Origin of the sequence: Brevundimonas vesicularis, assembly GCF_044807075.1 — a bacterium.
GTDB lineage: Bacteria > Pseudomonadota > Alphaproteobacteria > Caulobacterales > Caulobacteraceae > Brevundimonas > Brevundimonas vesicularis_G.
In genome coordinates this window covers 158,103-184,047 of record NZ_CP085234.1, presented here as the reverse complement: position 1 = coordinate 184,047, position 25,945 = coordinate 158,103, and the positions used below count along the sequence as shown (strand labels likewise).

The following is a 25,945-nucleotide window of genomic DNA, read 5'->3' as shown; positions in this document are numbered from 1 at the left end:
ATCGGACGGGCGGCCCCTATCACTGTCGAAAAGCTGTGGGGAATGAAGACATGACGCGTACACGCTGGATGGCGGCGGTCGCCTTTGGAAGCCTGATCCTGGCCGCTGCGCCCAGCCTGGCGCAGCAGGCCTCGCCGGCGCCGGCGCCGGCCGCCGCCCCCGCCCCCGCCGCCCAGGCGCCCGCATCGCGCGGCCTGTCGCTGAAAGATCTGGCGATGATGGAGCGTGTCAGCGAGCCGCGCGTCTCGCCAGACGGCCGCCAGATCCTCTACGCCGTGCGCACCACCGACTGGGACGGCAACAAAGGCGTCAACAGCCTGTGGCTGGCGGACGTGTCGGGTGGCGAGCCGCGCAAGTTGGCGATCTCGGAAGGCGGCGTCTCGGGCGCGCGCTGGGCGCCGGACGGCGGGGCCATCTATTTCCTGTCGTCGCGGGGCGGATCGAACCAGGTCTGGCGCACGGACGCGGCCGGGATGGCGGCGGCCCAGGTGACGACCCTGCCTTTCGACGTGTCGGGCTTCCGCATCGCGCCGGACGGCAAGTCGCTGGTCCTGGCCATCTCAGTCTTCGTCGATTGCGACACCCTGGCCTGCACCAAGACGCGGCTGGATGCCCGGGGCAAGTCGACGCTCCAGGCCTATGACCGACTGCCGCTGCGCGACTTCGACCATTGGGTCGATACGCGCCGCACCCATCTGTTCGTCCAGCCGCTGAATGGGTCGGGTTTGAGTGGCGGCGACCCGCGCGATCTGATGGCGGGTCTGGACGCCGATGTCTCGGCCGGCGATTCCAGTTTCGACATTTCGCCGGACGGACGGACCCTTGTTTACGGCACGCAGACGCAAGGCGCGGGCGAAGCCTTCACCAGCAACAGCGACGTCTTCCGCGTGGCGCTCGACGGCGGGACGCCGGTCAATCTGACCGAGACGAACAAGGGGTCGGACGGCAATCCGGTCTTCTCTCCGAACGGTCGCCAACTGGCCTGGCTGTCGGCGCCGCGCGAGAACGTCGGCGGGGATCAGGCGGCGGTCTGGGTGGCTGACGCCGACGGCTCCGGCGCGAGGAAGCTGACCGACTGGGACCGCGGCGCGGGCGGCCTGCAATGGCGCACCGACGGCCGGTCGCTGCTGGTCTCGGCGGCGGACGAGGGCCAGAACCGGCTGTTCTCGGTCGACGCCCGCACCGGCCGGATTAAGCCCCTGACCGGCAACGGTACGGTCGGCGCCTATGAGGAGAGGGCCGGTGTTCTGGCCTACGCCCACGAAAGCTTCGTCGCCCCAACCCAGATCTTCGTTCAGACGCGCGGCGAACCCCGCCAGATCAGCCGCCAGAACGCCGAGGTGCTGGCGCAGCTGGACCTGCCGAAAGGCGAGGCCTTCACCTTCGCCGGCTGGAACAATGAGCCGGTGCAGGGCTGGGTGTTCAAGCCGGCGGGCGCGGTCGAGGGGCGGCGCTATCCGGCGGTCTATCTGATCCACGGCGGGCCGAAATCGCCCTGGGCAGAAAACTGGTCCTACCGCTGGAATCCGCAGGTCTACACGGCGGCGGGCTATGCGGTGGTGATGATCAACTTCCACGGTTCGCCCGGTTACGGACAGGCCTTCACCGACGCCATCAACGACCATTGGGGCGACCGGCCGCTGGAAGATCTGGAGAAGGGTTGGGCGGCGGCGCTGTCGAACAACCCGTGGATCGACGGCGACCGGGCCTGTGCGCTGGGCGCCTCCTACGGCGGCTATATGGTCAATATGATCGCCGGAAAGTGGAATGGGCCGTGGCGCTGCCTGGTCAACCACGCCGGAGTGTTCGACGTGCCGCAGCTGATGAACGCCATGGATATCGGCAACTTCATCTGGGAGTTCGGCGGTCCGAGCTGGGAGCGCAAGGCCGTCTATGACGTCTTCAATCCGGAAACCTATGCCGGCGACTGGAAGAAGCCGATGCTGGTGCTGCATGGCTCCAAGGACTTCCGCGTGCCGATGGAGCAGGGGTTGGCGACCTTCTCGGCGCTTCAGCGTCAAGGCGTGCCCAGCCGCTTCGTCCATGTGCCGGACGAGAACCACTGGGTGCTGAAACCCCGGACCTGGGTCGACTGGCAGCAGGAAATCCTGGATTGGGTGGGCCGCTATACGGCGCCGGCGGGCTGAGCGACCCATTGACGCGCCTTGGCAGGGTGCTACGCCTCGCGGCCAGAAAGCTTCGCGAGGAAGATCTTGATGCGTCACCGTTCCCTTCTGTCCGCCGCCTGCGCGGCTGTTGCGCTGATGAGCGCTGCGCCTGCCCTGGCCCAGACGCCGTCCGCGCCGGTTCCGGCCGCGCCCGCGACGCCGGACGCCTTCACCTACAAGGATATGATCTCGGCCAACCGGCTGGGCGATCCGCAGGTGTCGCCGGACGGCCGCTACGTCGTCTATTCGGTCACGACCACGGACGTGGAGGCCAACCGCCGCACGGGCAGTCTGTGGATGCTGGACCTGAACGCACCGGACACGGCGCCGCGCCGCCTGGCCATCTCTGATCAGGGCGCCAACACCGCGCGCTGGGGCGGGGACGGCAATCTGTATTTCCTGTCGAGCAAGTCGGGCGCGAGCCAGGTCTGGCGCGTGGCCTCGCCCACGTCGGCGCCGGTTCAGGTGACGAACCTGCCGACCGACGTGAACGCCTATCGGATCAGCCCGTCGGGCGACAAGGTGGCGGTGTCGCTGGCTGTTTATCCGAACGCGGCCGACCTTAACGCCTCGGTCCAACAGGGCAAGGCCATCGCCGAGCAGAAAACGACGGGCCAGGTCTATGACCGCATGTTCGTGCGTCACTGGGATGCGTGGAACGACCACACCCAGAACCACCTGTTCGTCCAGTCGATCGGCCGCGACGGCAAGGCTACGGGCACACCGGTCTGGATCACCAAGGGCTTTGACGGCGACACGCCCTCCAAGCCCTTCGGCGACGAGAGCGAGTTCGTCTTCACGCCGGCGGGTGACGCCGTGGTCTTCTCTGCGCGTCTCGCCGGTCAGACCGAGCCGTGGAGCACCAACTTCGACCTGTGGAAGACCAACGGCCTGTCGGGGGACGGCACCTTCACCAACCTGACCGACGGCAACGACGCCTGGGACACCGGCCCGGTCTTCTCGCCGGACGGACGGACCCTGGCCTATCGCGCCATGGCGCGGCCGGGCTTCGAGGCCGATCGCTACCAGATCGTGTTGATGGACGTCGAAACGGGCCAGAAGCGCGAGATCGCCTCGAACTGGGACCGGTCGGCGGACACGCTGCAATGGTCGCGCGACGGCCAGACGCTGTACACGACGGCGGGCGACGTCGGCACGACCAAGCTGTTTTCGGTGGATACGCGCAACGGGGTGGTGACGCCGATCACGGGCGCGGGCCACGTCTCGGCCTTCCAACAGACGCCCTCGGGCTTCGTCTTCGCCCAGGACAGCCTGCGCGAGCCGGGCGACCTGTATTTCAAGACCTATCTGGGTCGCGAAATGCCGCGTCGTCTGACGCAGTCCAACCCCGCCTTCGCCGCCAAACAGTTCGGCGAGTATGAGCAGTTCAGCTTCGCCGGCTGGAACAACGAGACGGTCCACGGCTATGTCATCAAGCCGGCCGGATACGTCGAGGGCCGCAAATATCCGGTCGCCTTCCTGATCCACGGCGGGCCGCAGGGCTCGTTCGGGGACGGCTGGTCCTATCGCTGGAACCCCGAGACCTATGCGGGCGCGGGATATGCGGTGGTGATGATCGATTTCCACGGCTCGACCGGCTACGGCCAGGCCTTCACCGATGCGATCAGCCAACACTGGGGCGACCGCCCGCTGGAAGACCTGCAGAAGGGCTGGGCGGCGGCTCAGGCGAAATACAGCTTCCTGGACGGCGACAACGCCTGTGCGCTGGGCGCCTCCTACGGCGGCTATATGATCAACTGGATCGCCGGCAACTGGTCCAATGAGTTCAAGTGCTTGGTCAACCACGACGGCGTCTTCGACACCTTCGGCATGGGCTATTCGACCGAGGAGCTGTGGTTCACCGAGTGGGAATACGGCGGCACGCCGTGGGACAAGCCGGAGGGCTATCAGAAGTTCAACCCGGCCAACCATGTCGACAACTGGAAGACCCCGATGCTGGTGGTTCAGGGCGACCGTGACTTCCGCATCCCGACCGCCCAAGGCTTGTCGACCTTCACGGCCCTGCAACGCCGCGGCATCGACAGCCGCCTGATCGTCTTCCCCAACGAGAACCACTGGGTGCTGAAACCGGCCAACAGCCTGCAATGGCACAATGAGGTGTTCGGCTGGCTGAACAAATATCTGACGCCGACGCAGTAAGAGGCGTCCGTCCAGACGACAAAAAGGGGCGCGGTCCGACGACCGCGCCCCTTCTTCATGCGCGTTTGGTCGGGATCAGAGCGCGGCGCGCTGCATCGGCGCGCCGGCCAGGCGGTCATACTGATGCGCCGTCATGCAGCGCGGCGCGGCCCAGCGCTGGCCCGACTGATAGGCGGCGACCGCCTGTTGCGCGGTGACGAAGCTGGGCGTCGCGCCGTGGTCGCGCTGATAGGCCGTGCGTGCGGCCACATCGGTTCCGCACACCCTGACGGTTTGCAGCACGGCTGCGCGCTCGGCGGCGCGCGGACTTTGGGCCAGCGCCGGCGTCGTTGCAGCCGCCAGGGCGGCGGCGATCAGGGCGGGGGTCAGAAAACGGGTCATCAACAATCCTCCACGGCCTGAATTAAGATCAGGACTCTGACGAATTATGCGATGATCTGCGCATTTGTAAAGATTATGCGACAACTTCACGTCAAATCGACGACAAGCTGACCCTGCGGCGCCAAACCGGTTCTGGCGCGTTTCATCTGGCTGACGGAGACGAGCGCTTGTCGAACCTACGGAATTGGCGGACTTTTCAGACCACCCTTCAAGAGCGGGCGTGGGCGCCGGCGGGTGCGCGCCTGCTGACGTGGCGCGACTGGGTGCGCGACAACGATCCCGTCTATGCGGCGGCTCGACGGCCCGGACTGGCGGAAAAATGGGCGGCGGGCGTAGTTCTGGCCCTCGTGGCGGCCGTCTTTCTGTTCCTAGTTCTGTTCGACTGGAACATGCTTCGCGGGCCCATCGGCCGCTGGGCCTCGGTCAAATACGATCGCCAGATCGCCCTGACCGGCGATCTGGACGTCAACCTGTTCAGCTGGACCCCGTCCGCCGTGGTGCGCGGGCTGAAGATCGGCGGGCCCGACTGGGCGTCGGATCGGGACACGGCCGCCGTTGATGAAATCCGCGCTTCGGTGCGACTGAGAAAACTGCTCGCCGGTCAGGTGGAGATGCCCCTTCTCAGCTTCACCCGACCCCGCGTCGTCCTGATCTCGACCAAGGACGGTCGCAAGAGCTGGGTGCTGAATCCCGACAAGCCGGATACGGGCGAGGGGCTGAAGCTGCCGGTGATCCAGCAACTGGTCATCAAGGACGGCCAGCTGTCATTCGATGAACAGCGGCGCGGTTTGACCTTGGAGGCGGCGGTCAATGCGCGCGAGGCGGCAGGGGGCGCAGCGGGTTTCCTGCTGGAAGGGCGCGGCGCCGTGAACGGATCGCCACTGACGCTGAAGGTCGAGGGCGGCCCCTTCGTCAACATTCGTCGCAACCGACCTTATCGCTTCGAGGCCGCCGTCAATGGGGCAGGGTCATCACTGATCGCCAAGGGCGAAATCACGCGGCCGTTCGATCTGGGGCGGTTCGATGCGACCCTGACCATGCAGGGGCGCGATCTGTCGGATCTGTATCTGCTGACGGGCGTGACCCTGCCCAATACGCCGCCTTATCGGCTGTCTGGGGCGCTGAACCGCAATGAGCGGGTCTGGACCTTCAAGGATTTCGATGGACGCGTCGGCGCCTCCGATCTGTCGGGCCAGGTGCGGGTCGACGCCGCCCAGCGGCTGCGCGTCGACGCCGACCTGACCTCGCGTCGTCTGGACATCGACGATCTCGCCGCTGTCCTGGGCGCGCGGACCCGGACCAATGCGGCGGGCACCGACACCGAGGCGCCGGTCGTGGTGGGCGGCAAGCTGCTGCCGGACGCCAAGCTGCAGACCGGACGGCTGCAGACCATGGACGGGACCCTGTCCTACCGCGCCGGATCGGTGAAGGCGAACGCCTTCGATGTGCGGCAGGTGAACCTGGGCGCCGATCTGAAGGACGGCATTCTGAAGCTGGATCCGATCAGCTTCGACTTCAACAGGGGCGCGCTGAACGGGACGGCGCGGATCGACGCGACCAAGGCGACGCCCTACAGCAGCGTGGATATGCGGCTGGCGGGCTATCCGCTGGAATCCATCATTCCTGCGCGCAATGGTTCGGTCCCGCTCAGCGGTCGGGCGCTCGGTCGGGCCAAGCTGGAGGGGCCGGGGGCCTCGATCCACGACTTCGCCGCCGCGTCGAAGGGCTCGCTCAGTCTGGTGGTGCCGAACGGCAAGATGCGGGCGGCCTTCGCCGAACTGCTGGGCATCAACGCCAGCGCGGGCCTGTTGAAGCTGCTGAGCGGCGACCAGTCGAGCAGTCAAATCCGCTGCGCCGTCGCCGACTTCAATGTCAGCGGCGGCACGGCGACCGCCCGAACCTTCGTCATCGACACCGATGTGGTGCTGGCCCAGGGCAAGGGTAGCATCAACCTGGGCGCCGAGACGCTGAACCTGAGGATCGACGGCGAGTCCAAGAAGCCGCGGCTGCTGCGCCTGTGGGCGCCGATCACCGTGTCCGGCCCGCTCACCGCGCCCAAGGTCGGGGTCGATGTCGGTTCGGTCGTGTCACAGGGCGGTCTGGCGGGCCTGCTGGGTGCGGTGGTGGCGCCGGTCACAGCCCTGTTCGCCTTCGTCGATCCCGGTCTGGCCGACGACGCAGACTGCGGCCAGTTGATCGCCAACGCCCGCTGATCGTTGATAACGACGACCGATCCGGCGATCCAAGCGTATTGTGGGTGATGGAGCCTTCTGCATGACCCGCCGTGGACTGTTCGCGCCTGCCCTTGGGCTTCTCGCCGCCGCCTGCTCGCCGCTGAGCCTGCTGAACACCCTGGGGCCGAGGGACGGCGGCGTGCGACGCGTCGCGCGCGACGTCCCCTATGGCGACGATCCGCGCCAGCAGATGGATCTCTATGCGCCGACCGCGCCTGGCCCCTATCCGACCCTGGTCTTCTTCTATGGCGGCGGCTGGGATTCGGGCTCGCGCAGCCAGTATGGCTGGGCGGCGCAAGCCTTGGCGGCGCGGGGGTTCGTGGTCGCCCTGCCGGACTACCGCATCGTGCCCCAGGTCGTCTTCCCGGCCTTCATCGAGGACGCGGCGGCCGCCACGGCCAAGGCGGCCGAGATGGTCGGTCAATATGGCGGAGATCCGGCGCGGCTTGGCGTGCTGGGCCATTCGGCGGGCGCGCATCTGGCGATGATGATCGCCTTGGACCGACGCTATATGGCCGCCGTCGGCCGTCCCGATCTGATCAAGGCGGCGGCAGGTCTCGCGGGCCCCTACGACTTCCTGCCGTTCGACGTCGCGGCGTCGCAGAACGCCTTCGGCCGTGCGCCGGACCCGACCCTGACCCAGCCCGTGACCTTCGTCCGCGCCGACGCCCCGCCGATCTGGCTGGGCCACGGGACGGCCGACACAGTGGTCCACGACGAGGACACGGTCATTCTAGATCAGCGGATGCGCGCGGCGGGCGGGCGCTCGCAAGCCAAGCTCTATCCGGGTCTGGACCACGCCGACCTGATCGCGACCTTCTCGCCCCTGTTCCGCAAGAAGGCGACGGTGCTGGCCGATGTGACGGACTTCTTCCACCGGCAGCTGGGCTGAGTTTGCCAAGGCGAACCCGATTATCTGCCTTGCCAAGACCGTGTTTTTCTTCACAACTTCCATCTCAATGGAGGTTCTGTCGATGAATGCGCCGGCCAAGGTCATGACCCCTCACGCCTCCCTCAAGCCGGTGGATCGGCCCAAGCAGCGCATCGCCTACAATACGGCGCTCAACCTGGAACATTTCAGCGACCCTGCCTTCATGGCGTCGATGCGAGAAATCTTTCATCATCTGGCGCTGAACTACGCCGACTATCCTTCGGGCAACGAGGTGGCCAAGGTCTGGGAGGTGGTCCAGGCGGTGCGCGGTCTGAGGGATTTCGGCGCACTGACACGCAGTTCCGATGTGCTGGGCGTCGCGGCCGGTCATGAACACACAGTCTTTTACCTGACCAACTACGTCGCCCGCGTCTTCGCGACCGATCTGTATTTCGGCAACGAAGACTGGAACGAGGCCAAGACGGCGATGTTGGTGTCGCCCGAGAATTTCGCCATTCCTGGGATGGTTTGGAATCCCAAGCGACTGGTCGTGCAACATATGGACGCGTTGAACCTCCGCTACGACGACAGCACGTTCAACGGCATCTTCTCCTGCGGGTCGCTGGAGCATTTCGGCACGCTTCAGAACGTCGCGCGCGCAGTGTCGGAGATGGCGCGGGTGCTGAAGCCCGGCGGGATATTGACCCTGTCCACCGAGTTCCGGATCAGCGGACCCGACACCTTCGGCTATCCCGGCACGCTGATTTTCACGCCCGACATGCTGATGGAGCACGTCATCATGCCCAGCGGCCTGACGCCGGTCGATGATTTCCAGGCCGATGTCAGCGTGGCGACGGTGGCGTCGGCCTATCCGATTTCGGAAGCGATCGAATCAGGGACGCGGTCGCGGTCGATCGCTCTTCAGAACCACGGCTTCATCTGGACCTCGGCGTCGCTTTGCCTGCGTAAGGACTAGCCGGTCCGGTGGTGCGGGCGGCCGGGGTCGAACCGGCACTCCTTTCGGAACTGAATTTTGAGTCCAGCGCGTCTACCAATTCCACCACGCCCGCAGCGGAAGGACCGCCTCATGCCACAGAGGCGAAGGCCGCGTCCAGCCCGAAGCGTCAGGCCGCGACCTCTACATGGCTATCCGTGCCGCCGGACTGGATGCGGCGGGCGCGGATGTACATTTCGACGCGCTGCATCACGATCAGGCCCATGGCGAAGACCAGGAAGGCGTCGGTGACGGCCAGGGCGTTCAGATGCCAGGCGGCGGCATGGCTTTCGATCAGATCGCGCAGCAGGGACCGGCCGGCGAACAGCACGACCAGCAGGATCAGACCCAGAGGCGAGGCCTGGGCCATCAGGGAGCCGTCCGGCTCCTTCTCGATCGTGACGGTCTTGCCGCGATACCAGCCGGCGACACCGCCCAGGATCCCGCCGATGGCCAGCACCGCCCAGGCGTCGGGGCCGAAGGGCGAATGGGGCAGGTCGGCGTTCTGGGCCGTTCCCCAGATGCCCAGGCCGATCAGCGGCAGGACGATGGCCGGCATGACCCACAGCAGGTGCGGCTTCAGCACCCGCTTCCGACGATTCTTCAACAGCACCACCACCAGCATGATCGGAATCATGAGCAGCGGGATCAGTTTTTCAGGCGGCACGTCGTCTCTCCCCAAAGACCGGATGCGGCCTCCCCCGAGGCCGTTGTCAGCACCCTAGCGGCGTCAATCCGCGCTGGATAGCGGCGAGACGGTCTGTTCGATCGCGCCGAAGATCGAATGATGACGCGCGTCCAGCATTTCGATCCGCACCGTGTCGCCGTGTTTCAGGAAGGGCGTCTCGGCCGCGCCGCGCAGGATGGTCTCGACCGTGCGGACCTCGGCGATGCAGGAGTAGCCCAGGCCGCCTTCCTTGACCGGCTTGCCGGGGCCGCCGTCGGCGTCCTTGTTCGACACCGTGCCCGAACCGATGATGGTCCCGGCGCCCAGCGAGCGTGTCTTGGCCAGGTGGGCGATCAAGGTTCCGAAATCGAAGGTCATGTCGACCCCGGCGTCGGCCTTGCCGAAGTCCTGGCCATTCAGCTGAACGTTCAGCGCGCCATGCAGCTTGCCGTCCTTCCAGCGGTCGCCGAGCGCCTCGGGCGTAACCAGAACGGGCGACAGGGCGCTGGCGGGCTTGGACTGGACGAAGCCGAAGCCCTTGGCCAGTTCGGCGGGGATCAGGTTGCGCAGGGACACGTCGTTGACCAGGCCGACCAAGCGAATGGCGTCGAGCGCCTGTTGGCGCGTCGCGCCCTGAGGCACGTCGCCGATGACCACCACGATCTCGGCCTCCAGGTCGCAGCCCCAGGCCTCGTCGGCCAGCGGGATCGGGTCGCGCGGCGACAGGAAGCTGTCGGACCCGCCCTGATACATCAGCGGGTCGGTCCAGAAGCTCTCGGGCATTTCGGCGCCGCGCGCGCGGCGCACAAGCTCGACGTGGTTCACATAGGCCGAGCCGTCCGCCCATTGATAGGCGCGGGGCAGGGGCGAGGCGGCGTCGCGTTCGTGGAAGCGGCCGCGCGGCACGGCCTCATGCTCCAGGCTTTCGGCCAAGGCCTCGAGGCGAGGACCGCAGCGGTCCCAGTCATCCAGCGCCGCCTGCAGCGTCGGGGCGATCAGGAAGGCGTCGGTGAACCAGTTCAGGTCCTGAGAGACGACAACGAGGCGGCCGTCGCGGCCGTGCTTGAGCGAGGCGAGTTTCATGACCAAGGCCTAGACCGGATTTGCGATGTTGGGAACGGCGGAATCAGTCGGCGGCCGTCAGCAGGGCGCGGGCCTCGGCGCCCGTGCGGGCGGCGCGGTCGCGGACCTCGACCTCGACGATGACGCCGCCTTCGGGCTCCACGGCCCACAGATAGCGACGCTCGACCTCGACCGTGCGGCCGGACGGGGCGAAGCCTTCGTAACTGTCGCCCCAAGGAGTGATCTTCCTGACCTCGACGAAGGGCATGGCGCAGGCGGCGTCCAGCTCCTCGTTGGCCATCGCGGTCAGTTCGTCATCGGATGCAGGCATGGGTCTCGGTCTGGGAAAAAGAGAGTCTAATTCGTCTGATTGGTCTGAACGGGCGCTCAGGGTTCGTCGGCGTAGATGGCGACGCGGGCGGGGCCGGTCGAGGAGACCGCGCCGCGATACATGCCCGAGGTGGACATGGCGAAGGCGGGGCGGCCATCCAGTCCCATGACGATGACGCCGCCCTTGCCGCCCAGACGATCGGCGTCAGCGATCTCCGCCTGACCGGCGGCCTGAGTCGCCGCCCCTCCTGCAATCCGCGCGCAGATGTCGCGGGCGACGGTGGCGCGGATGAAATATTCGCCGTCGCCGGTGGCGGACACCGCGCAGCCGTCGGCGTTGGAGGCGTAGGTGCCGGCGCCGATGATCGGCACGTCCCCGACCCGTCCCCAGCGTTTGGCGGTCATGCCGCCGGTCGAGGTGGCGGCGGCGAGACGGCCCTGGCTGTCCAGCGCCACGGCGCCGACCGTGCCGAACTTCTTCTCGTTCAGGGGCGGGGCGATTTGGACCTGGGCGCCCGGTAGAGGCGCACCGACGGGGCGTTCGGGGATCGGCTGTCCGGCCTCGGTCAGGGCCTTGACCAGCCCCTGCCAGCGGCGCTCGGTGAAGAAGAAGGCCGGTTCGACCTGCTCCAGCCCGACCGAGGCGGCGAAGGCGTCGGCGCCGGGGCCGATCAGCATGACGTGGGGCGACCGCTCCATCACCGCGCGGGCGGCGGCGACGGGATGACGGGTGGTGGTCAGGCCGGCGACGGACCCGGCGGTCAGGTCCGATCCGTCCATGACGGCGGCGTCTAGCTCGTTACGGCCGGCGGCGGTGAAGACCGCCCCGCGCCCGGCGTTGAACAGGGGATCGTCCTCCATGAGCTGAACGGCGGCCTGGACCGCATCCAGCGCCGATCCGCCGCTTTTCAGCACGGCCGAACCGGCGTCCAGCGCGCCTTGCAGCGCCGCGCGATAGGCCGCGTCCTGCTCGGGCGTCAGGCTGGACCGCTCGATCACACCCGCCCCGCCGTGGATCGCCAGCGACCACTGCGGCGCGGCGTCCTGTGCCTCGACCCGGGCGTGGGCCGAGGAAAAACACAGTGCAAAGAGTGCAATCAGTCCGGAACAGGCGGCGCGCAGCATCAGACCCCTCCAGGCGCAGAAGATGGCGTGCAGGGAGTGCACGCCCCTCGAATGTGCCGGTCTGTCGCAGTGTAGCGCCGGGTTCGGGCGTGTCAGGTCGATTGACCAAACAAAATTAGAAACGCCGGAAAATCAGGGTGTTAATCGCCGCCGATAGGATGGTTGATGACCCTCCCGGCGAGGTTCGCCCGCTTTGACCTCCGGCGCGTTCGTCGCGTCAGACGCCTACAGGCCCAACGCCCGGCGGATGTCGCGCCAGTCGACGTATTTGAAGTTCTGGGTGCCGACGTCGTTGACGTCGTCCTGGATGACGACGAGGCCGTCGGGGAAGGGGCCGACCTGACCGCTGGCGGCCGCCAGGCCGTCGGTGCCGGTGACGCCGTCGACTGCGCCGTCGACGACCTTGAAGCGGCCCTTGTACTCGGGGGCCGCGCCGTCGATGCGCCAGACGGGGAAGGTGGAATCGCCCTGGCTGGAGGCGATCAGGTAGCGGCCTGAGCCGTCGGTGATGGTGGTCAGGCCTTCGGCGTCGGCGACCAGGATGTCCTTGGCGATGGGCTGGATCAGGGTGCGGACCGCGCCCGAGGCCGGGTTCAGGTCATAGCGCCACAGGCCGACGTTCTCCTCGTTGATATAGAGGGCGTCGGTGGCTTCGTCGGCGGCGCAGCCTTCGGAGATGGTTCCGATCTCGGCGGTGCGGACCAGGCGCGCCGTGGGCTGGCCGGCGGCGTCCACGCCCAGGACGAACTGGCGAAGCTCGCCCTCGTGTCCGACCAGGATGGCGTGAACCTCGGCCCCGCGCCGCGCAAAGCAGAAGCCGTAGGGTTCGACCACGTCGGTGGCGACGGCGCCCCAATAGCGCACGCCGTTCTGGCCCGTCCCGGCCGGGTCGAAGGTGTAGAGGGAGATGCCAGTCTTGCCCGGCGTGCGGTCGCTGGCGCCCAGCACCACCTGCGGACGGCCGCCGACCGACAGGCCCTCGACCACATCGACATTGTTCAGCAGACCCTCGGGCAGGAACTGCAGAATCTGGCCGTCCAAGCCGTAGATGTAGAGGCCGGACTTCTTGTCCGTGCCGGCGACGAAGCCGGAGGTTTGTTGACCCATGATCGTGACCGGCGAAGCGCTGGCCCATACGGCGGGGTCGTCGGCGGCGTCCTGACCCGCCGTGCCGACCGACGGGGTTTCCAGCACGGCCATAACCGGGGCGCCCGGACCGACGAAGCCTGCGCCCTCGCCCTGATAATCGACCTCATGCGTGGCGCAGGCGGCGAGCAGGGCCAGGGCGGCGCAGGCGGTCAGCGAGCGGGCGAGGGGAGGGCGCATGTCGGTCTCCGGACGATCTGGACGCGTCCTGTGGCCAAGCCGCGTGTGGGTCAACGGCGCGGGCGTGACGGTTCGGCGTCGGTTCGATGACTGATGTTCCGTCAAGGGATCAAGCGTCGCCGTTTCGTCGAAAAACCGCGAACTGGACGTCGTGGAATCGTCGCGGTCGCGTCGCCGCCCAAGGTTAAGCGGCCCCTCCATCGGCTGAAGCGAAACGTCGCTCGCCGAAGGGGACCTGACATGAAACTGCACCTGCTGATGGGCGCCGCGATCGCGCCGATGATCCTGGCGCCGCTGGCCATGCCCGCCCATGCCGATGTCGACGCCGTGGCCTCGGCATCAGCTGCGGTCGCCGGCGACGTGATCTACGGCCGGGTGACCAACGCCGCCGGCGCGCCCCTGCCGGGCGCCGAGGTTCTGGTGCGCGGGACCAGCCAGCGGGCCGTGACCAACACCCAGGGCGAGTTCACCCTGCCGACCGCCAGCGGCGCCATGGTGCTGGAGGTCAACTATCTGGGCCTGCCCTCGACCAGCCAGACGGTCGTGACGACGCCGGGTGAAGACGCCAATGTCGCCATCGTCCTGGGCGCCCAGTCTGCGACGGACGTGGCCGATGTGATCGTGACCGGCGTCATCACCGACGGCGTGGCGCGTTCGCTGAACCAGCAGAAGAACGCCGACGGCACGGTCAACGTCCTGTCGGCCGACGCCATCGGCCGCTACCCCGACCCCAATGTGGCGGAATCGCTGCAACGCGTTCAGGGCATCGCCATCCAGCGCGATCAGGGCGAAGGCCGCTACATCAATGTGCGCGGCGCGCCGGCCGCCTTCACCGCCGTGTCGGTGGACGGGGTCGCCATCCCGGCCGTGTCGCCCACGACCCGCGCGGTCGATCTGGACACCCTGCCTTCGGACATCGTCTCCAGCGTCGAGGTGTCCAAGACCCTGACGCCGGCCCAGGACGCCGATTCCATCGCCGGGGCCGTGGACATCAAGACCCGCTCGCCCTTCGACAAGCGCCGCCTGGCGCTGAGCGGTTACGCCGGCGGCAGCTACAACGACTACGGCGGCCAGGACTATCGTGCGGGCGCGAACGTCTCCAACGTCTTCGGCCCGGACCAGACCTTCGGCGCCCTGGTGTCGGTCAGCTTCTCCGAAACCAACCGCCGGCCGGACAACGTCGAGAACGGCTGGGTTTTGATCAACCGCAACGCCGCGCAGGGCGGCGGCCAGGTCTGGGGTCTGGAGAACACCCTGTTCAAGGACTACGAGACCGAACGGACCCGCAAGGCCGTGACCGGCGCCTTGGAATGGCGCCCCAGCGATGCGATCCGTCTGTGGGTCAAGGGCTCCTACGCCCAGTTCCGCGACGACGAGTTCCGCAACACGCTGAACTTCACCTATAGCGACGGAACGCTGCAGCCGGGTTCGACCGACACAAGCGCGACCTTCACCAACGCCCGCATCTACAAGCAGCTGCGTCACCGCACACAAGAGAACGACATCTCCACCCTGGTGCTGGGCGGCGAGCAGACGTTCGGCAATAGGGCGGTCTGGGACGGCGCCCTGTCGTTCGCCAACAGCAAACAGACCTATCCGCACCGCGACGAGCTGGTCTATCGCTCCAGCGCAGTGCCGACCATGTCCTACAACACGGCCGATCATTATCAGCCGACCTATTCGGTCTTCAGCGAGCCGACCGGCTTCTATCTGAACGCCAACAACTACAGCTTCCGCGAAAGCACCTTCCGCTCGAACACGACCGAGCAGGACGATGTGGCGTTCACGACCAATCTGTCGCTGCCCACCGTCATCGGCGGACGCGAAGTCGAGCTGAAGTTCGGCGCCAAATACAGCACCCGCGACGTGACGGCGGACGAGGAGCGGTTCCGCGACCGGAGCGCGGCCGCCAGCGCCGGCGCCCTGGCGCCGCTGCTGAGCGATCGTCCGTCGCGGAACTATGACTACAATCTGGGCTTCAAGTTCGATGCGGGTCTGGTGACGGACTATTTCGACCGCGTCCGCGCGGGCTCGACCAATCCCGACCCGGCCGCCGGCGTGCGCCGCATTCCGCAGTCGATCACCGCCGACTATACCGCGCAGGAAGATATTCTGGCGGGTTACGGCCAGGCTCGGTTCGATCTCGGCGCGACCAATGTGCTGGTCGGCCTGCGTGTCGAGAAGACCGACTTTGAAGGGGCGGCGACCAGCGTGGCGCTGTCCGGCTCCCAGAGCCCGGTCAAGGTCGATCGCGACCAGACCGATTTCTTCCCCAACCTGACGCTGCGCCACAGCTTCAGCGATCAGCTGGTCGGTCGTTTCGCCCTGACCCGCGCCATTTCGCGCCCGGACTATACCGACATCGTTCCGCGCGTTCTGGAAACCACCGACAGCGGCCGCACGACGGTGACGCGCGGCAATCCCGATCTGAAGCCGACCCTGTCGAACAATGTCGATCTGGGCCTGGAATACTATCTGCGTCCGCTGGGCGTGATTTCGGCCAACGCCTTCTACAAGGACCTTTCGAACTATCGCTTCACCCTGGTGACGGACGGCGTACCCTATGTCACCCCGACCACCACGGTCGCCCAGGTCACCGAGGCCCGCAACGCCCGTGACGGCCATATCGCAGGCATCGAGTTCAACTGGCAGCAGACGTTCGACTTCCTGCCGGGCTGGGCGTCGGGCTTCGGCGTCTTCGCCAACTACACGCTGACGGATGCGGAGATCAAAACCAGCCGCGCCTTCGCCGGTCGCGACACTTTCGTGCTGCCGGGTCAGTCGGACGAGACCTATAACGCCGCCCTGTTCTACGAACGGTACGGCTTCAGCGCGCGCGTCTCCTACACACACCGCAGCGACTTCCTGGAGGCGATCGACGCGAGCAACCCCGGCAAGGACCTCTACGTCGAGGGTCGCGGCCAGCTGGACTTCACCGCCAGCTACGACTTCGGCAATGGGGTGGAAGTGTTCGGCGAGGCCAAGAACCTGACCGACAGCGCGGGCGTGCGCTACTACGGCGTCAAGGAGCGGACCTACGAGTACGAGAAGTTCGGCTACAACGTCTTCTTGGGCGTGCGCTTCAAACTCTGAGCGCGGCGGTCAGACATGATCGAAGGGGCCGGGCGGCGACGTCCGGCCCTTTTTCGTGGTTTCCGCCTCTCCAATTGGTCGAAACGCGGCCCCATATGGGCTCCAGCGGTTGACCCGTGCGGGGTCGGCGCTAGTGTCCGCGCGCCTTTCCCCGCGCGCCAGAAGACCAGAGGATACCATGGCCGAAGCCACCGCCGCCTACGACGTCGTCATCATCGGCGGAGGCCCTGGCGGCTATAACGCCGCGATCCGGGCGGGCCAGCTGGGCCTGAAGGTCGCCTGCGTGGAGATGCGTTCGACGCTGGGCGGCACCTGCCTGAACGTCGGCTGCATGCCGTCCAAGGCCCTGCTGCATGCGTCGGAACTGTGGAACGCCGCCAACACCGAGTTCGCCAAGATCGGCATCGAGGTCCAGCCTAAGCTGCATCTGGACCAGATGCACAAGGCCAAGGACGACAGCGTCACCGCCCTGACCAAGGGGATCGAGTTCCTGTTCAAGAAGAACAAGGCCGACTGGATCAAGGGCAAGGGCAAGATCGTCGGCAAGGGCAAGGTGGAAGTCACCGCCGCCGACGGCTCGGTCCAGACGCTGGACGCCAAGAACATCGTCATCGCCACCGGCTCGGAGCCGACGCCGCTGCCGGGCGTCGCCTTTGAAGACGGCAAGGTCATCGATTCCACCGGCGCCCTGTCGCTGCCGGCCGTGCCCAAGAAGCTGATCGTGGTCGGCGCCGGCATCATCGGCCTGGAGCTGGGTTCGGTCTGGCGCCGTCTGGGCGCCGAGGTCACGGTGGTCGAGTTCCTGGACCGGATCACGCCCGGCATGGACACCGAGGTCGCCACCGCCTTCCAGCGCACCCTGACCAAACAGGGCATGAGCTTCAAACTGGGCGCCAAGGTCACCGGCGCCAAGTCGGGCAAGGACGGCGTGGAACTGACCGTAGAGCCGTCGGCCGGCGGCGCCGCCGAGACGATCAAGGGCGACGTGGTGCTGGTCGCCATCGGACGTCGTCCGTACACGGATGGTCTGGGGCTGGAGAGCGTCGGCGTGATGCCGGACAAGCGCGGCTTCATCGATCATGACCACTTCAAGGTCGCGGACGGCGTCTGGGTGATCGGCGACGTGACCCACGGTCCGATGCTGGCGCACAAGGCGGAAGAAGACGCGGTCGCCGTGATCGACACCATCGCCGGGAAGTATGGCCATGTCGACTATGCCCTGGTGCCCAGCGTCGTCTACACCTTCCCCGAAGTGGCCTGGGTCGGTCAGACCGAGGACCAGCTGAAGGCGGCCGGCGTTCAGTACAAGAAGGGCAAATTCCCCTTCACCGCCAACAGCCGCGCCAAGATCAATCACGAGACCGACGGCTTCGTGAAGGTTCTGGCCGACGCCGCGACCGACAAGGTGCTCGGCGTCCACATCATGGGTCCGCAGGCCGGCGAGATGATCCACGAAGCCGCCATCACCATGAGCTTCGGCGGCGCGTCGGAAGACATCGCCCGCACCTGCCACGCCCACCCGACCCGTTCGGAAGCGGTCCGCCAGGCGGCCATGGATGTCGAAGGCTGGATGATGCAGGCCTGATCCGACGCCGCGTCGAAAGGCGCGGGCTTTCAGGACAAGAAAAAAAGGCCCGGTCGCTTCGCAGCGGCCGGGCCTTTTGTCGGTCGGCGGTAAGGCGTCAGGCGGCCCAGGCGGTCTCGCCGCCTTGAGCCACGCTGCCGGTGGTTCGGCGCCCCGCCTCGATGCGGAAGCGCGACACCAGTTCGGCCAACGTCTCGGCCTCGTGGCTGAGGGCCTGGTTGGCGGCGGTGGTCTGTTCAACCATCGCAGCATTTTGTTGAGTGGTCTGGTCCATCTGGTTCACCGCGACATTGACCTCGGCCAGCCCCACGGCCTGTTCGCGGGCGGAGGCGGCGATCTCGGCGGCCAGAAGGTTGATCTCCGCCACCTGGCCGATCAGGGCGGTCAGGGCGCCGCCGGTCTGGGCCACCAGGCGGGCGCCGTCGCCGACGCTGGCGCTGGAGGCGGCGATCAGGGCCTTGATCTCGCGCGCGGCGTCGGCCGACCGCTGGGCCAGGGCGCGCACCTCGGACGCCACGACGGCGAAGCCGCGACCCGCCTCGCCCGCGCGAGCGGCCTCCACCCCGGCGTTCAAGGCCAGTAGGTTGGTCTGGAAGGCGATCTCGTCGATGACGCCGATGATCTCGCCGATGCGGCCCGAGGTGCTTTCGATCTGGGCCATGGCGGCGGTGGTGTCGGCGATGATCCGCTCCCGTTCCTCGGCGCCGTCACGGGCCTTGGCGGTGATGCCGGCGGCGGACTGGGCGCCCTCGGCGGTCTTTTTCACCGTGACGGTGATCTGATCCAGGGCGGCGGCGGTCTCTTCCAGGGCGGCGGCCTGCTGCTCGGTGCGGCGCGACAGATCGTTGGTCGCGGTGGTGACCTCGGTCGTGCCGGAACGCATGGCGCCCACCAGTGCGATGATTTCGCCCATCGTCGCCGTCAGGGTGTCGGCGGCGGCGTTATAGTCGTCCTTCAACTTCCGGCTTCGCTCGGCAAAGGGCGTGGTGATGCGGTAGGTCAGGTCGCCGCCGGCCAGGGCCGCCAGGCCGTCGCCGAGCGCCTGGACCACCACGGCGTCTTCGGCGGCGAGGCGTTCACGGTCGGCCTCGCCGGCGATGCGGGTGGCGCGCGCGGTCTCGCGCATGGTTTCGGCCTCGGTCTCGATTTCCTTCTGGCGCACGGCGGCGTCGCGGAAGGCGATGACGGCGCGCGCGATCTGGCCGATGTCGTCGCCGCGCGAAATCCAGGGGGCGTCGAAGTCGGTGCGGCCCTGACGCAGGGCCTCCATCCGGTCGCACAGCCCCTTGAGAGGCGAGAACATCCGGCGCGACACATACAGGCAGGCGCCGACCGTCAGCAGGGCGACAACCAGGCCGCAGACAAACAGGGCGAGCATCATCTGGTTCACCGAGGCCATGAAGTCGGCCTTGGGGATGCCGACGTAGAGCACGCCGATGGTCTGGCCGGCGGCGGTCTTGATCGGGTCGTAGGCGACGAAATACGGCTTACCCAGGATGTCCGCCTGGCCGCGATAGGGTTTGCCGTTCTTCAGCACGGCGTCGAAGACCGGACCGGGCTTGAGCTTGGTGCCGACCGCGCGCGAACCGTCGTCCTTGACCACGTTCGTCGTCACACGCAGGTCGCCCATGAAGACGGTCGCCGTGCCGCCGACCAGCGTCTTGATCCGATCGACCGGGGCGGTGAAGTCGTTCATCGGCGTCGAGCCGACATACAGCTTGCCGTCGCGGGTCGAGAAGCCGTCGCCATAGTCGGCCAGCACGTCCCAGGCGACCCGCATATTGGTCTCCTGACGCTCGGCCGCGCGAGCCTCGGCGTCCCGGGTCAGAAGGACGGCGGCGACCGTCAGCAGGGTCAAGGTCAGGGCGCCGAGCGCGGCGATGACCATCAGGGCTGTCTTGGCGGACAGGGAAAGGGCGCTGATCTTCATGGTCTCGTTCGGTTAGAGCGGACGGGAGGGCGAGCCTCCAGACTGGTCGAACGAGGTTAAGATTTTCAATCTATAAGGGTTTTTGCGTATTCGGCTTAGGTCAGTCCCTTGAGCCGATACAGGATTTCCAGCGCCTCGCGCGGGCTGAGGGCGTCCGGATCGACGTCCTGCATGGCCGTTTCCAGCGGCGAGGGTCCACGCACAGGTTCCGGCTCGGCGACGGCGAACAGGGGCAGGTCGTCCAGGCGGGCGGCGGCGGCCTTTTCGCCTTCCAGCCGGTTCAGCACCGAGCGGGCGCGGGCGACGACGGAGGCGGGGACGCCGGCCAGTTTCGCGACTTGGACGCCATAGGATCGGTCGGCCGCGCCGGGCGCCGCCTCGTGCAGGAAGACCAGTTCGCCGTTCCATTCGCGCGCGACCATGGACAGGTTGCAGACGTGGTCCAGCCGCGTCTCAAGCTGGGCCAGCTCGTGATAGTGAGTGGCGAACAGTGTGCGGGCGCGGTTGGTCTCGTGCAGGGCCTCGGCCGTGGCCCAGGCGATGGCCAGACCATCATAGGTGGCGGTGCCGCGCCCGATCTCGTCCAGAACGACGAAGCTGTGCGGCGTGGCCTGGGTCAGGATGGCGGCGGTCTCGACCATCTCCATCATGAAGGTGGAGCGGCCGCGCGCCAGGTCGTCGCCGGCGCCGACGCGGCTGAACAGCCGGTCCACCACGCCCAGCCGCATCGAACGGGCAGGCACGAAGGCGCCGGCCTGGGCCAGGATCACCAGAAGCGCGTTCTGGCGCAGGAAGGTCGATTTACCCGCCATGTTCGGCCCGGTGACGATGGCGAGGCGCGATCCGTCCTGACCCGACCCGTCCAGCCGGGCGTTGTTGGGGGTGTAGGGATCGCCGCCCGCCTTGACCGCCGCCTCCACGACGGGGTGGCGGCCGGCCTCGACGCAGAAGGTCAGGGTGTCGTCCACGATGGGGCGGGTCGCGCCGACTTCCTGGGCCCATTCGGCGAGGGCGGCGTGGGCGTCCAGTTCGGCGAGCGCCTCGGCGACGGCCTGCAGCGGCTGGGCCAGGCGGGCGGCCTCACGTCGCCAGCCCTCGAACGTCTCGCCTTCGATGGCCAGGGCGCGATGCCCAGCCTGGCTGATCTTGGCGTCCAGCTCCGACAGTTCGACGGTGGTGAAACGGACTTGGTTCGCAAGGGTCTGGCGATGGATGAAGGGGCTGTCGGGACCGGCGCGCAGCAAGGCTTCGGCGGCCTTGGCGCTGGTTTCGAGGAAATAGCCCAGGACAGCATTGTGCTTGATCTTGAACGGCACGCCGGACTCGGCGACGGCGCGGGCCTCCAGATCGGCGACGACGCGGCGGCTGTCGTCGCGCAGGGTGCGGGCGGCGTCCAGTTCGGGGCGATAGTCGGGGCGCACATAGCCGCCGTCGCGCGCCAGATGGGACGGCTCGTCCACAAGGCCGTCGATCAGGTCGGCCTTCAGCCGCGAAACGTCGGGCGACAGGGTCAGGCGGTCCAGCGCCGAGGCGATGCGGCGCGGCTGGCCGGTCAGGGGATCGACCTGACCCACGAACAGGCCGGCGACGCCCTCGGCGATCGACAGGCCGGTGCGCACGGCGGCCAGGTCGCGCGGTCCGCCGCGCCCCAGCGCCAATCTTCCAACGGCGCGGGCGATGTCGGAGGAGGCCTTCAGCGCGTCGCGAAGGTCGCGGCGCAGATCGCGGCGCTCCAAGAGCCATTCGACGGCGTCGAGCTGTTCGTTGATGGCCAGGGGATCGCGCAAGGGCCGGGCGATGCGTTCGGCCAGGGCCCGGGCGCCGCCCGAGGTGACGGTGCGGTCGATGCAGGCCAGCAGGCTGCCCTCGCGCTCGCCGCGCTGGGTGCGGTCGATCTCAAGGCTGGCGCGGGTCGCCGGGTCGATGGCCAGAAAGCCGCTTTCGCCAAGACGCCGCGGCGGGGCCAGGGCGGGGACCTTGCCGGCCTGGGTCGTCTCCAGATAGGCGGCGATCAGACCCAAGGCCGAGACCTCGGCCTCCTCGAAGGCGCCGAAACCGTCGAGCGCCGAGACGCCGTACAGGCGTTCGACGCGGGCGCGCGCGGCCTGGGGTTCGGCGATGGCCGACGCCAGCGCCTGAACCACCCCGCCCGAGCCGTCCAGAGCGTCGCGGGTGGTCTCGTCCGAGTACATCCGGTCCGTAACCAGGACTTCGGACGGGCGGAAGGCGGCCAGGGCCGCGCCCAGGTCTTCGATGGCGCAGGCGACGCTGTCGACCGCGCCGGACGACAGTTCGACTACGGCGACGGCCGTCCGACCCTTACGCACCGCGACCGCCGCCAGACGATTGGCGCCGCGCGCGTCCAAGAGGCTGTCCTCGGTCAGGGTGCCGGGGGTGACGACCCGGACCACGCCGCGCTGCACCACGGCCTTGCCGCCGCGCTTCTTGGCCTCGGCGGGGTCTTCCAGCTGTTCGCAGATGGCGACCTTGTGGCCGATGCGGATCAGGCGGGCGAGATAGCCCTCCATCGCATGGACCGGGACGCCGGCCATCGGAATGTCCTCGCCCTGATGCTTGCCCCGCTTGGTCAGGGTGATGCCGAGCGCGGCGGCCGCGACCTCGGCGTCCTTGAAGAACAGCTCGTAGAAGTCGCCCATGCGGAAGAACAGGATGGCGTCCGGCTGGCCCGCCTTGGCCGTCAGATATTGCGCCATGAACGGCGTCGCGCCTTCCAGCGAGGCGGCGATTTCAGGGGGATGCCCATTTTCGGGGAATTTGGCAGGCGCGTTCATGTGGCCACAGGGTGACGGATCGCGCCCGGCGGCTCAAGGCCGTTGACCGGCTCTTGCACAGGCTTGTCGGCCCTGCGATAGGCCGCGTCAGGCGGTTAAGGGAACACGGTGTGACGCCGTGGCTGTGCCCGCAACTGTAGGCGGCGAGAGCGTCGTCCGACCGGGGTTTCGATCCCGGCGCCACTGGGCAACTGGGAAGGCGAGGACGGCGGTTTACGACCCGCAAGCCAGGAGACCTGGCCGCCGACGTCGCTCGCTCCTGTCCGGGACCAGACAGCAGCGCGGTTTCTCCGTGGAAGCGACCCGACCTTGCGCCGTCCAGACCCTAAAGCGGTCTGGCGGGTCGGTTCGCTCATGACGGTCTCTCGCGCGCATTCGCGGGACCGAACACGGGGGTATCGCTCAATGAAGCGTTCCATTCTTCTTTCGACGGCCGCCTTTTCTGTAACGATTGGCGCGGTCGCCTTCGCCGCACCTGCCTTTGCCGAGGACGCCACCCAGCTGGACGAGGTGATCGTCACCGCGACCCGCATCCCGGCCATCGTCGCCGACACGCCGGGCGCACGGGTCATCGACGCCAAGACCATCGAGCAGCGCGGCGCGATCTTCGCCGCCGACATCCTGGCCGATGTGCCGGGCCTGTCGGTGACGCGCTCGGGCGCTTTCGGCGGCGTGGCTCAGGTGCGGATGCGCGGCGCGACGCCCGGCAAGACTCTGGTCTTGGTCGACGGCGCGCCGGTCAACGATGCGGCCGAGCCGAACGGCGCCTATGACTTCTCCAGCTTCGAACTGGCCGATATCGCGCGGATCGAAGTGCTGAGCGGCCCGCAGTCGTCGCTGTGGGGATCCGACGCAATCGGCGGGGTAATTTCCTTCACGACGCAAGAGATCGACGGCCTGCGCGCCGAGGCCGAAGCCGGCAGCTTCGACACCGTGCGCGGTCGGGTGTCGGCGGGCGTCGCCAACGAGACCTACGCCTTCAGCGCCTATGCCTCGCGGTTCGACACTGACGGGATTTCGGCGGCGGACGAGGCGGACGGCAACACCGAGGCCGACGGCTTCCGCAGCACGACGCTCGGCGCCAAGGGTCGCTATGTCCTGTCCGATGCGGTCAAGGTCGATGGGTCGGTGCGCTGGAACAAGTCCAAGGCCGACATCGACGGCTTCCCGCCGCCGAACTATGCGCTGGCCGACACCGACGACACCCAGGAAAGCGAGCAATGGTCGGGCTTTGGCCGGGTGGCGGCCAAGGCGTTCGGCCTGACGCATCAGTTCAGCGTCTCGGCGTCGGACCTGGATCGCAGCTCGGTCAGCGGCGGCTTCGGCTCGACCTTCACCGGCGACCGTCAGGCCTATCGCTGGCAGGCGAATGGGCAAGCGGAGGACATCGACTATGCGTTCGGCGTGGAGCGGAACGAGGCCTCGGCGGCCCTGTCGTCGGGCCTGTCGCGCGACCTGTCGATCACCTCGGTGTTCGGCGTGGCCCAATACGATGTCGGCGCGCTGAACCTGACCGGCGGGCTGCGTTACGACGACACCGACGATTTCGGCTCCAAGACGACGGGGCGGGTGTCGGCGGCCTATGATCTGGCAGGGGGCTTCATCCTGTCGGGCGCCTACGGCACGGGCTTCAAGTCGCCGACGGTCAGCCAGGCTGTCTGTGACTTCTGCTTTGCGCCGCGGCCCTATCCCGAGCTGAAGCCGGAAACGGCCGACAGCGTCGAGATCGCCCTGGGCTGGGCCTCGGCCGACGGTCGGTTCGACGGGCGGGCGACCCTTTATCGCCTGAACGTCGAGGACCAGATCACCTATTCGGCCGGTCACTACATCAACGTCGCCAAGACGCGTTCGGACGGGTTCGAGCTGGAAGGCCGCGCCCTGCTGGGTGGTGGGTTCGACCTGACGCTGGCCTATGCCTGGACCGACGCGACGGACCGCACGACGGGCGCGCGCCTGCTGCGCGTGCCGGAACACGCCGGTTCGGCGACCCTGGGCTGGACGGGCGACCGTCTGTCCGGCGCGCTGACGGTGCGGGCGGAAGGCGATCAGGACGATTCGGGCGGCTTCTCGACCGTGGCGCGCGACGGTTTCGTCACCGCCAATCTGAACGCGGCCTATGAACTGACCGATCAGGTCACCCTGACGGCGCGGATCGAGAACCTGGGCGACGAACACTATCAGCAGGTGTTCGGATACGGCGAGCCGGGACGGTCCGGCTATGTCGGAATCAGGCTGCGCTACTGATCCGGGCGCGGGCGTCGGCGGTGAAGGCCGCCGGCGCCGCAAGCGCAAGCGCCGACCAGTCCAGGTTGGGGCAGGGGGCGTGGGCGGCGGCGACGATGGCGCGCAGTTCGGCGGCTGAGGCGACGCTGGCCACCACCTTGTCCACGCCCGTCAGCGAGAGGGCGTAGGCCAGGGCGGCCTGCATGGGGTCGCAGCGCTGTTCGGCCAGGCGCCGACGGGTGCGCGACAGGGCCTGGGCGTGGCTGGCCATTTCGGGCGGCAGGTCGTCGCCGCCTGCAAACAGCAGGCCGTCGGCGAAGACGGACGACAGATGAACGCAGGCGCCGGCGTCCGCGATGGCTTCCAGCGTCCCGTCCTGGGCCGCGCGCTGATCCAGCAGGCTGCACGGCACCTGGACCACGTCGGCTTCCAGACGGCGGGCCAGGAGCGCGGGGCCGTCCTCGATCGTGGCGCAGAAACCAATACGGCGGAACAGGCCGCGGTCCTTCAGGCTGCGGGCGCGGTCCCACAGGGCGCGGCCCTCGGCGCCGGCCAGATCGGCGGCGTTGGAAATCAGCAGAACATCGCCGCGCGGCAGGCCCATCCGCTCCAGCGAACGGCGAGCGCGGGCCTCGACCCTGTCCAGACCTTCGCTGAGCGCAACGGTGCGGACCGTGACCTGGAAAGGCGAGGGGAAGGGCCAGGCCTGACCCAGCAGGCGTTCGCCGTCGCCCTCGGGCCGGGTGGCGATCAACTTGACCCCGGCGTCGGCTCCGGTTTGCAGCAGAAAACGCATGGCGTCTTCGCGGGCGCCGGACGGCGCGCTCATGAAGGCGCCGGGCGCGCGCTCGGGTTCAGTCACCACGGCGAGGGCCAGGCGATGGATGGGCGACGACGCCGAAGGTGTGGCAGGGGAATACGACACGCCCGACACTATGATCGCCAATGCTTAAGGGACGCTGAGCGAGACCTTAAGCGAACCCTACTTATCCACCGCTGATATG

The 25,945-nt window shown here is 67.7% G+C and carries 17 protein-coding genes, 1 tRNA gene and 1 riboswitch; of the genes, 8 read left to right on the top strand and 10 right to left on the bottom strand.

Translation table 11 applies throughout. The features are described from left to right. Nucleotides 1-50 precede the first annotated feature (50 nt). Both LG306_RS00895 and LG306_RS00890 read left to right on the top strand, forming a co-directional pair. The gene (locus LG306_RS00895) at nt 51-2,147 is read left to right on the top strand and encodes a prolyl oligopeptidase family serine peptidase (RefSeq protein WP_404417223.1); all 2,097 of its coding nucleotides are present in this window, start codon (nt 51-53) and stop codon (nt 2,145-2,147) included. 69 nt (nt 2,148-2,216) lie between these two features. Beyond that, entirely contained in the window at nt 2,217-4,328 is a 2,112-nt protein-coding gene (locus tag LG306_RS00890) for a prolyl oligopeptidase family serine peptidase (protein WP_404417220.1), read from the top strand. A gap of 75 nt (nt 4,329-4,403) precedes the next feature. Here LG306_RS00890 and LG306_RS00885 read toward each other — a convergent pair whose 3' ends face one another. Then, nucleotides 4,404-4,709, bottom strand: a complete 306-nt coding sequence (locus LG306_RS00885; RefSeq protein ID WP_404417217.1) for a hypothetical protein — start codon at nt 4,707-4,709, stop codon at nt 4,404-4,406. 167 nt (nt 4,710-4,876) lie between these two features. On the opposite strand from LG306_RS00885, the gene LG306_RS00880 reads away from it, so the two are divergent. The 3 genes from LG306_RS00880 (at nt 4,877) to LG306_RS00870 (ending at nt 8,790) form a co-directional block, all read left to right on the top strand. Continuing rightward, nucleotides 4,877-6,922, top strand: a complete 2,046-nt coding sequence (locus LG306_RS00880) for an AsmA family protein (RefSeq protein WP_404417214.1) — start codon at nt 4,877-4,879, stop codon at nt 6,920-6,922. A gap of 61 nt (nt 6,923-6,983) precedes the next feature. Further along, nucleotides 6,984-7,835, top strand: a complete 852-nt coding sequence (locus LG306_RS00875; RefSeq protein WP_404417211.1) for an alpha/beta hydrolase — start codon at nt 6,984-6,986, stop codon at nt 7,833-7,835. Between the two features lie 82 nt (nt 7,836-7,917). Continuing rightward, complete coding sequence (locus LG306_RS00870; RefSeq protein WP_404417208.1) at nt 7,918-8,790, top strand: class I SAM-dependent methyltransferase; 873 nt, start codon at nt 7,918-7,920, stop codon at nt 8,788-8,790. A 9-nt stretch (nt 8,791-8,799) separates the two neighbouring features. Here LG306_RS00870 and LG306_RS00865 read toward each other — a convergent pair. From LG306_RS00865 to LG306_RS00840, 6 genes are all read right to left on the bottom strand, one after another. Then, nucleotides 8,800-8,884, bottom strand: a tRNA-Leu gene (locus LG306_RS00865). Nucleotides 8,885-8,938: 54 nt separating this feature from the next. Next, nucleotides 8,939-9,475, bottom strand: coding sequence for a DUF1453 domain-containing protein (locus LG306_RS00860; protein WP_404417205.1), 537 nt, complete (start codon nt 9,473-9,475; stop codon nt 8,939-8,941). Between the two features lie 63 nt (nt 9,476-9,538). After that, complete coding sequence (locus LG306_RS00855) at nt 9,539-10,558, bottom strand: fumarylacetoacetate hydrolase family protein (protein ID WP_404417203.1); 1,020 nt, start codon at nt 10,556-10,558, stop codon at nt 9,539-9,541. Nucleotides 10,559-10,601: 43 nt separating this feature from the next. Next, entirely contained in the window at nt 10,602-10,868 is a 267-nt protein-coding gene (locus LG306_RS00850) for a hypothetical protein (RefSeq protein ID WP_404417200.1), read from the bottom strand. Nucleotides 10,869-10,924: 56 nt separating this feature from the next. Next, on the bottom strand, nt 10,925-11,992 hold the full coding sequence (locus LG306_RS00845; RefSeq protein WP_404419604.1) for an isoaspartyl peptidase/L-asparaginase family protein: 1,068 nt from the start codon (nt 11,990-11,992) through the stop codon (nt 10,925-10,927). A 225-nt stretch (nt 11,993-12,217) separates the two neighbouring features. Further along, the gene (locus LG306_RS00840) at nt 12,218-13,318 is read right to left on the bottom strand and encodes a phytase (RefSeq protein WP_404417197.1); all 1,101 of its coding nucleotides are present in this window, start codon (nt 13,316-13,318) and stop codon (nt 12,218-12,220) included. Nucleotides 13,319-13,558: 240 nt separating this feature from the next. Here LG306_RS00840 and LG306_RS00835 point away from each other — a divergent pair, with 240 nt between their 5' ends. Both LG306_RS00835 and lpdA read left to right on the top strand, forming a co-directional pair. Beyond that, nucleotides 13,559-16,411, top strand: a complete 2,853-nt coding sequence (locus LG306_RS00835; protein ID WP_404417194.1) for a TonB-dependent receptor — start codon at nt 13,559-13,561, stop codon at nt 16,409-16,411. Nucleotides 16,412-16,589: 178 nt separating this feature from the next. Continuing rightward, entirely contained in the window at nt 16,590-17,996 is a 1,407-nt protein-coding gene (gene lpdA / locus LG306_RS00830; RefSeq protein ID WP_404417191.1) for a dihydrolipoyl dehydrogenase, read from the top strand. A gap of 97 nt (nt 17,997-18,093) precedes the next feature. Here the strand turns inward: lpdA and LG306_RS00825 are convergent, their stop codons facing one another. Then, on the bottom strand, nt 18,094-19,926 hold the full coding sequence (locus LG306_RS00825) for a methyl-accepting chemotaxis protein (protein ID WP_404417188.1): 1,833 nt from the start codon (nt 19,924-19,926) through the stop codon (nt 18,094-18,096). A gap of 95 nt (nt 19,927-20,021) precedes the next feature. Next, nucleotides 20,022-22,640 (bottom strand): DNA mismatch repair protein MutS, encoded by a 2,619-nt coding sequence (gene mutS / locus LG306_RS00820; RefSeq protein ID WP_404419603.1) that lies wholly within the window; start codon nt 22,638-22,640, stop codon nt 20,022-20,024. 128 nt (nt 22,641-22,768) lie between these two features. Beyond that, nucleotides 22,769-22,978, top strand: a riboswitch (cobalamin riboswitch). A gap of 145 nt (nt 22,979-23,123) precedes the next feature. Here mutS and LG306_RS00815 point away from each other — a divergent pair. Beyond that, entirely contained in the window at nt 23,124-24,962 is a 1,839-nt protein-coding gene (locus LG306_RS00815) for a TonB-dependent receptor plug domain-containing protein (protein ID WP_404417185.1), read from the top strand. Here the strand turns inward: LG306_RS00815 and LG306_RS00810 are convergent. Continuing rightward, on the bottom strand, nt 24,946-25,806 hold the full coding sequence (locus LG306_RS00810) for an aldo/keto reductase (RefSeq protein WP_404417182.1): 861 nt from the start codon (nt 25,804-25,806) through the stop codon (nt 24,946-24,948). The genes LG306_RS00815 and LG306_RS00810 overlap by 17 nt on opposite strands. Nucleotides 25,807-25,945: the final 139 nt, after the last annotated feature.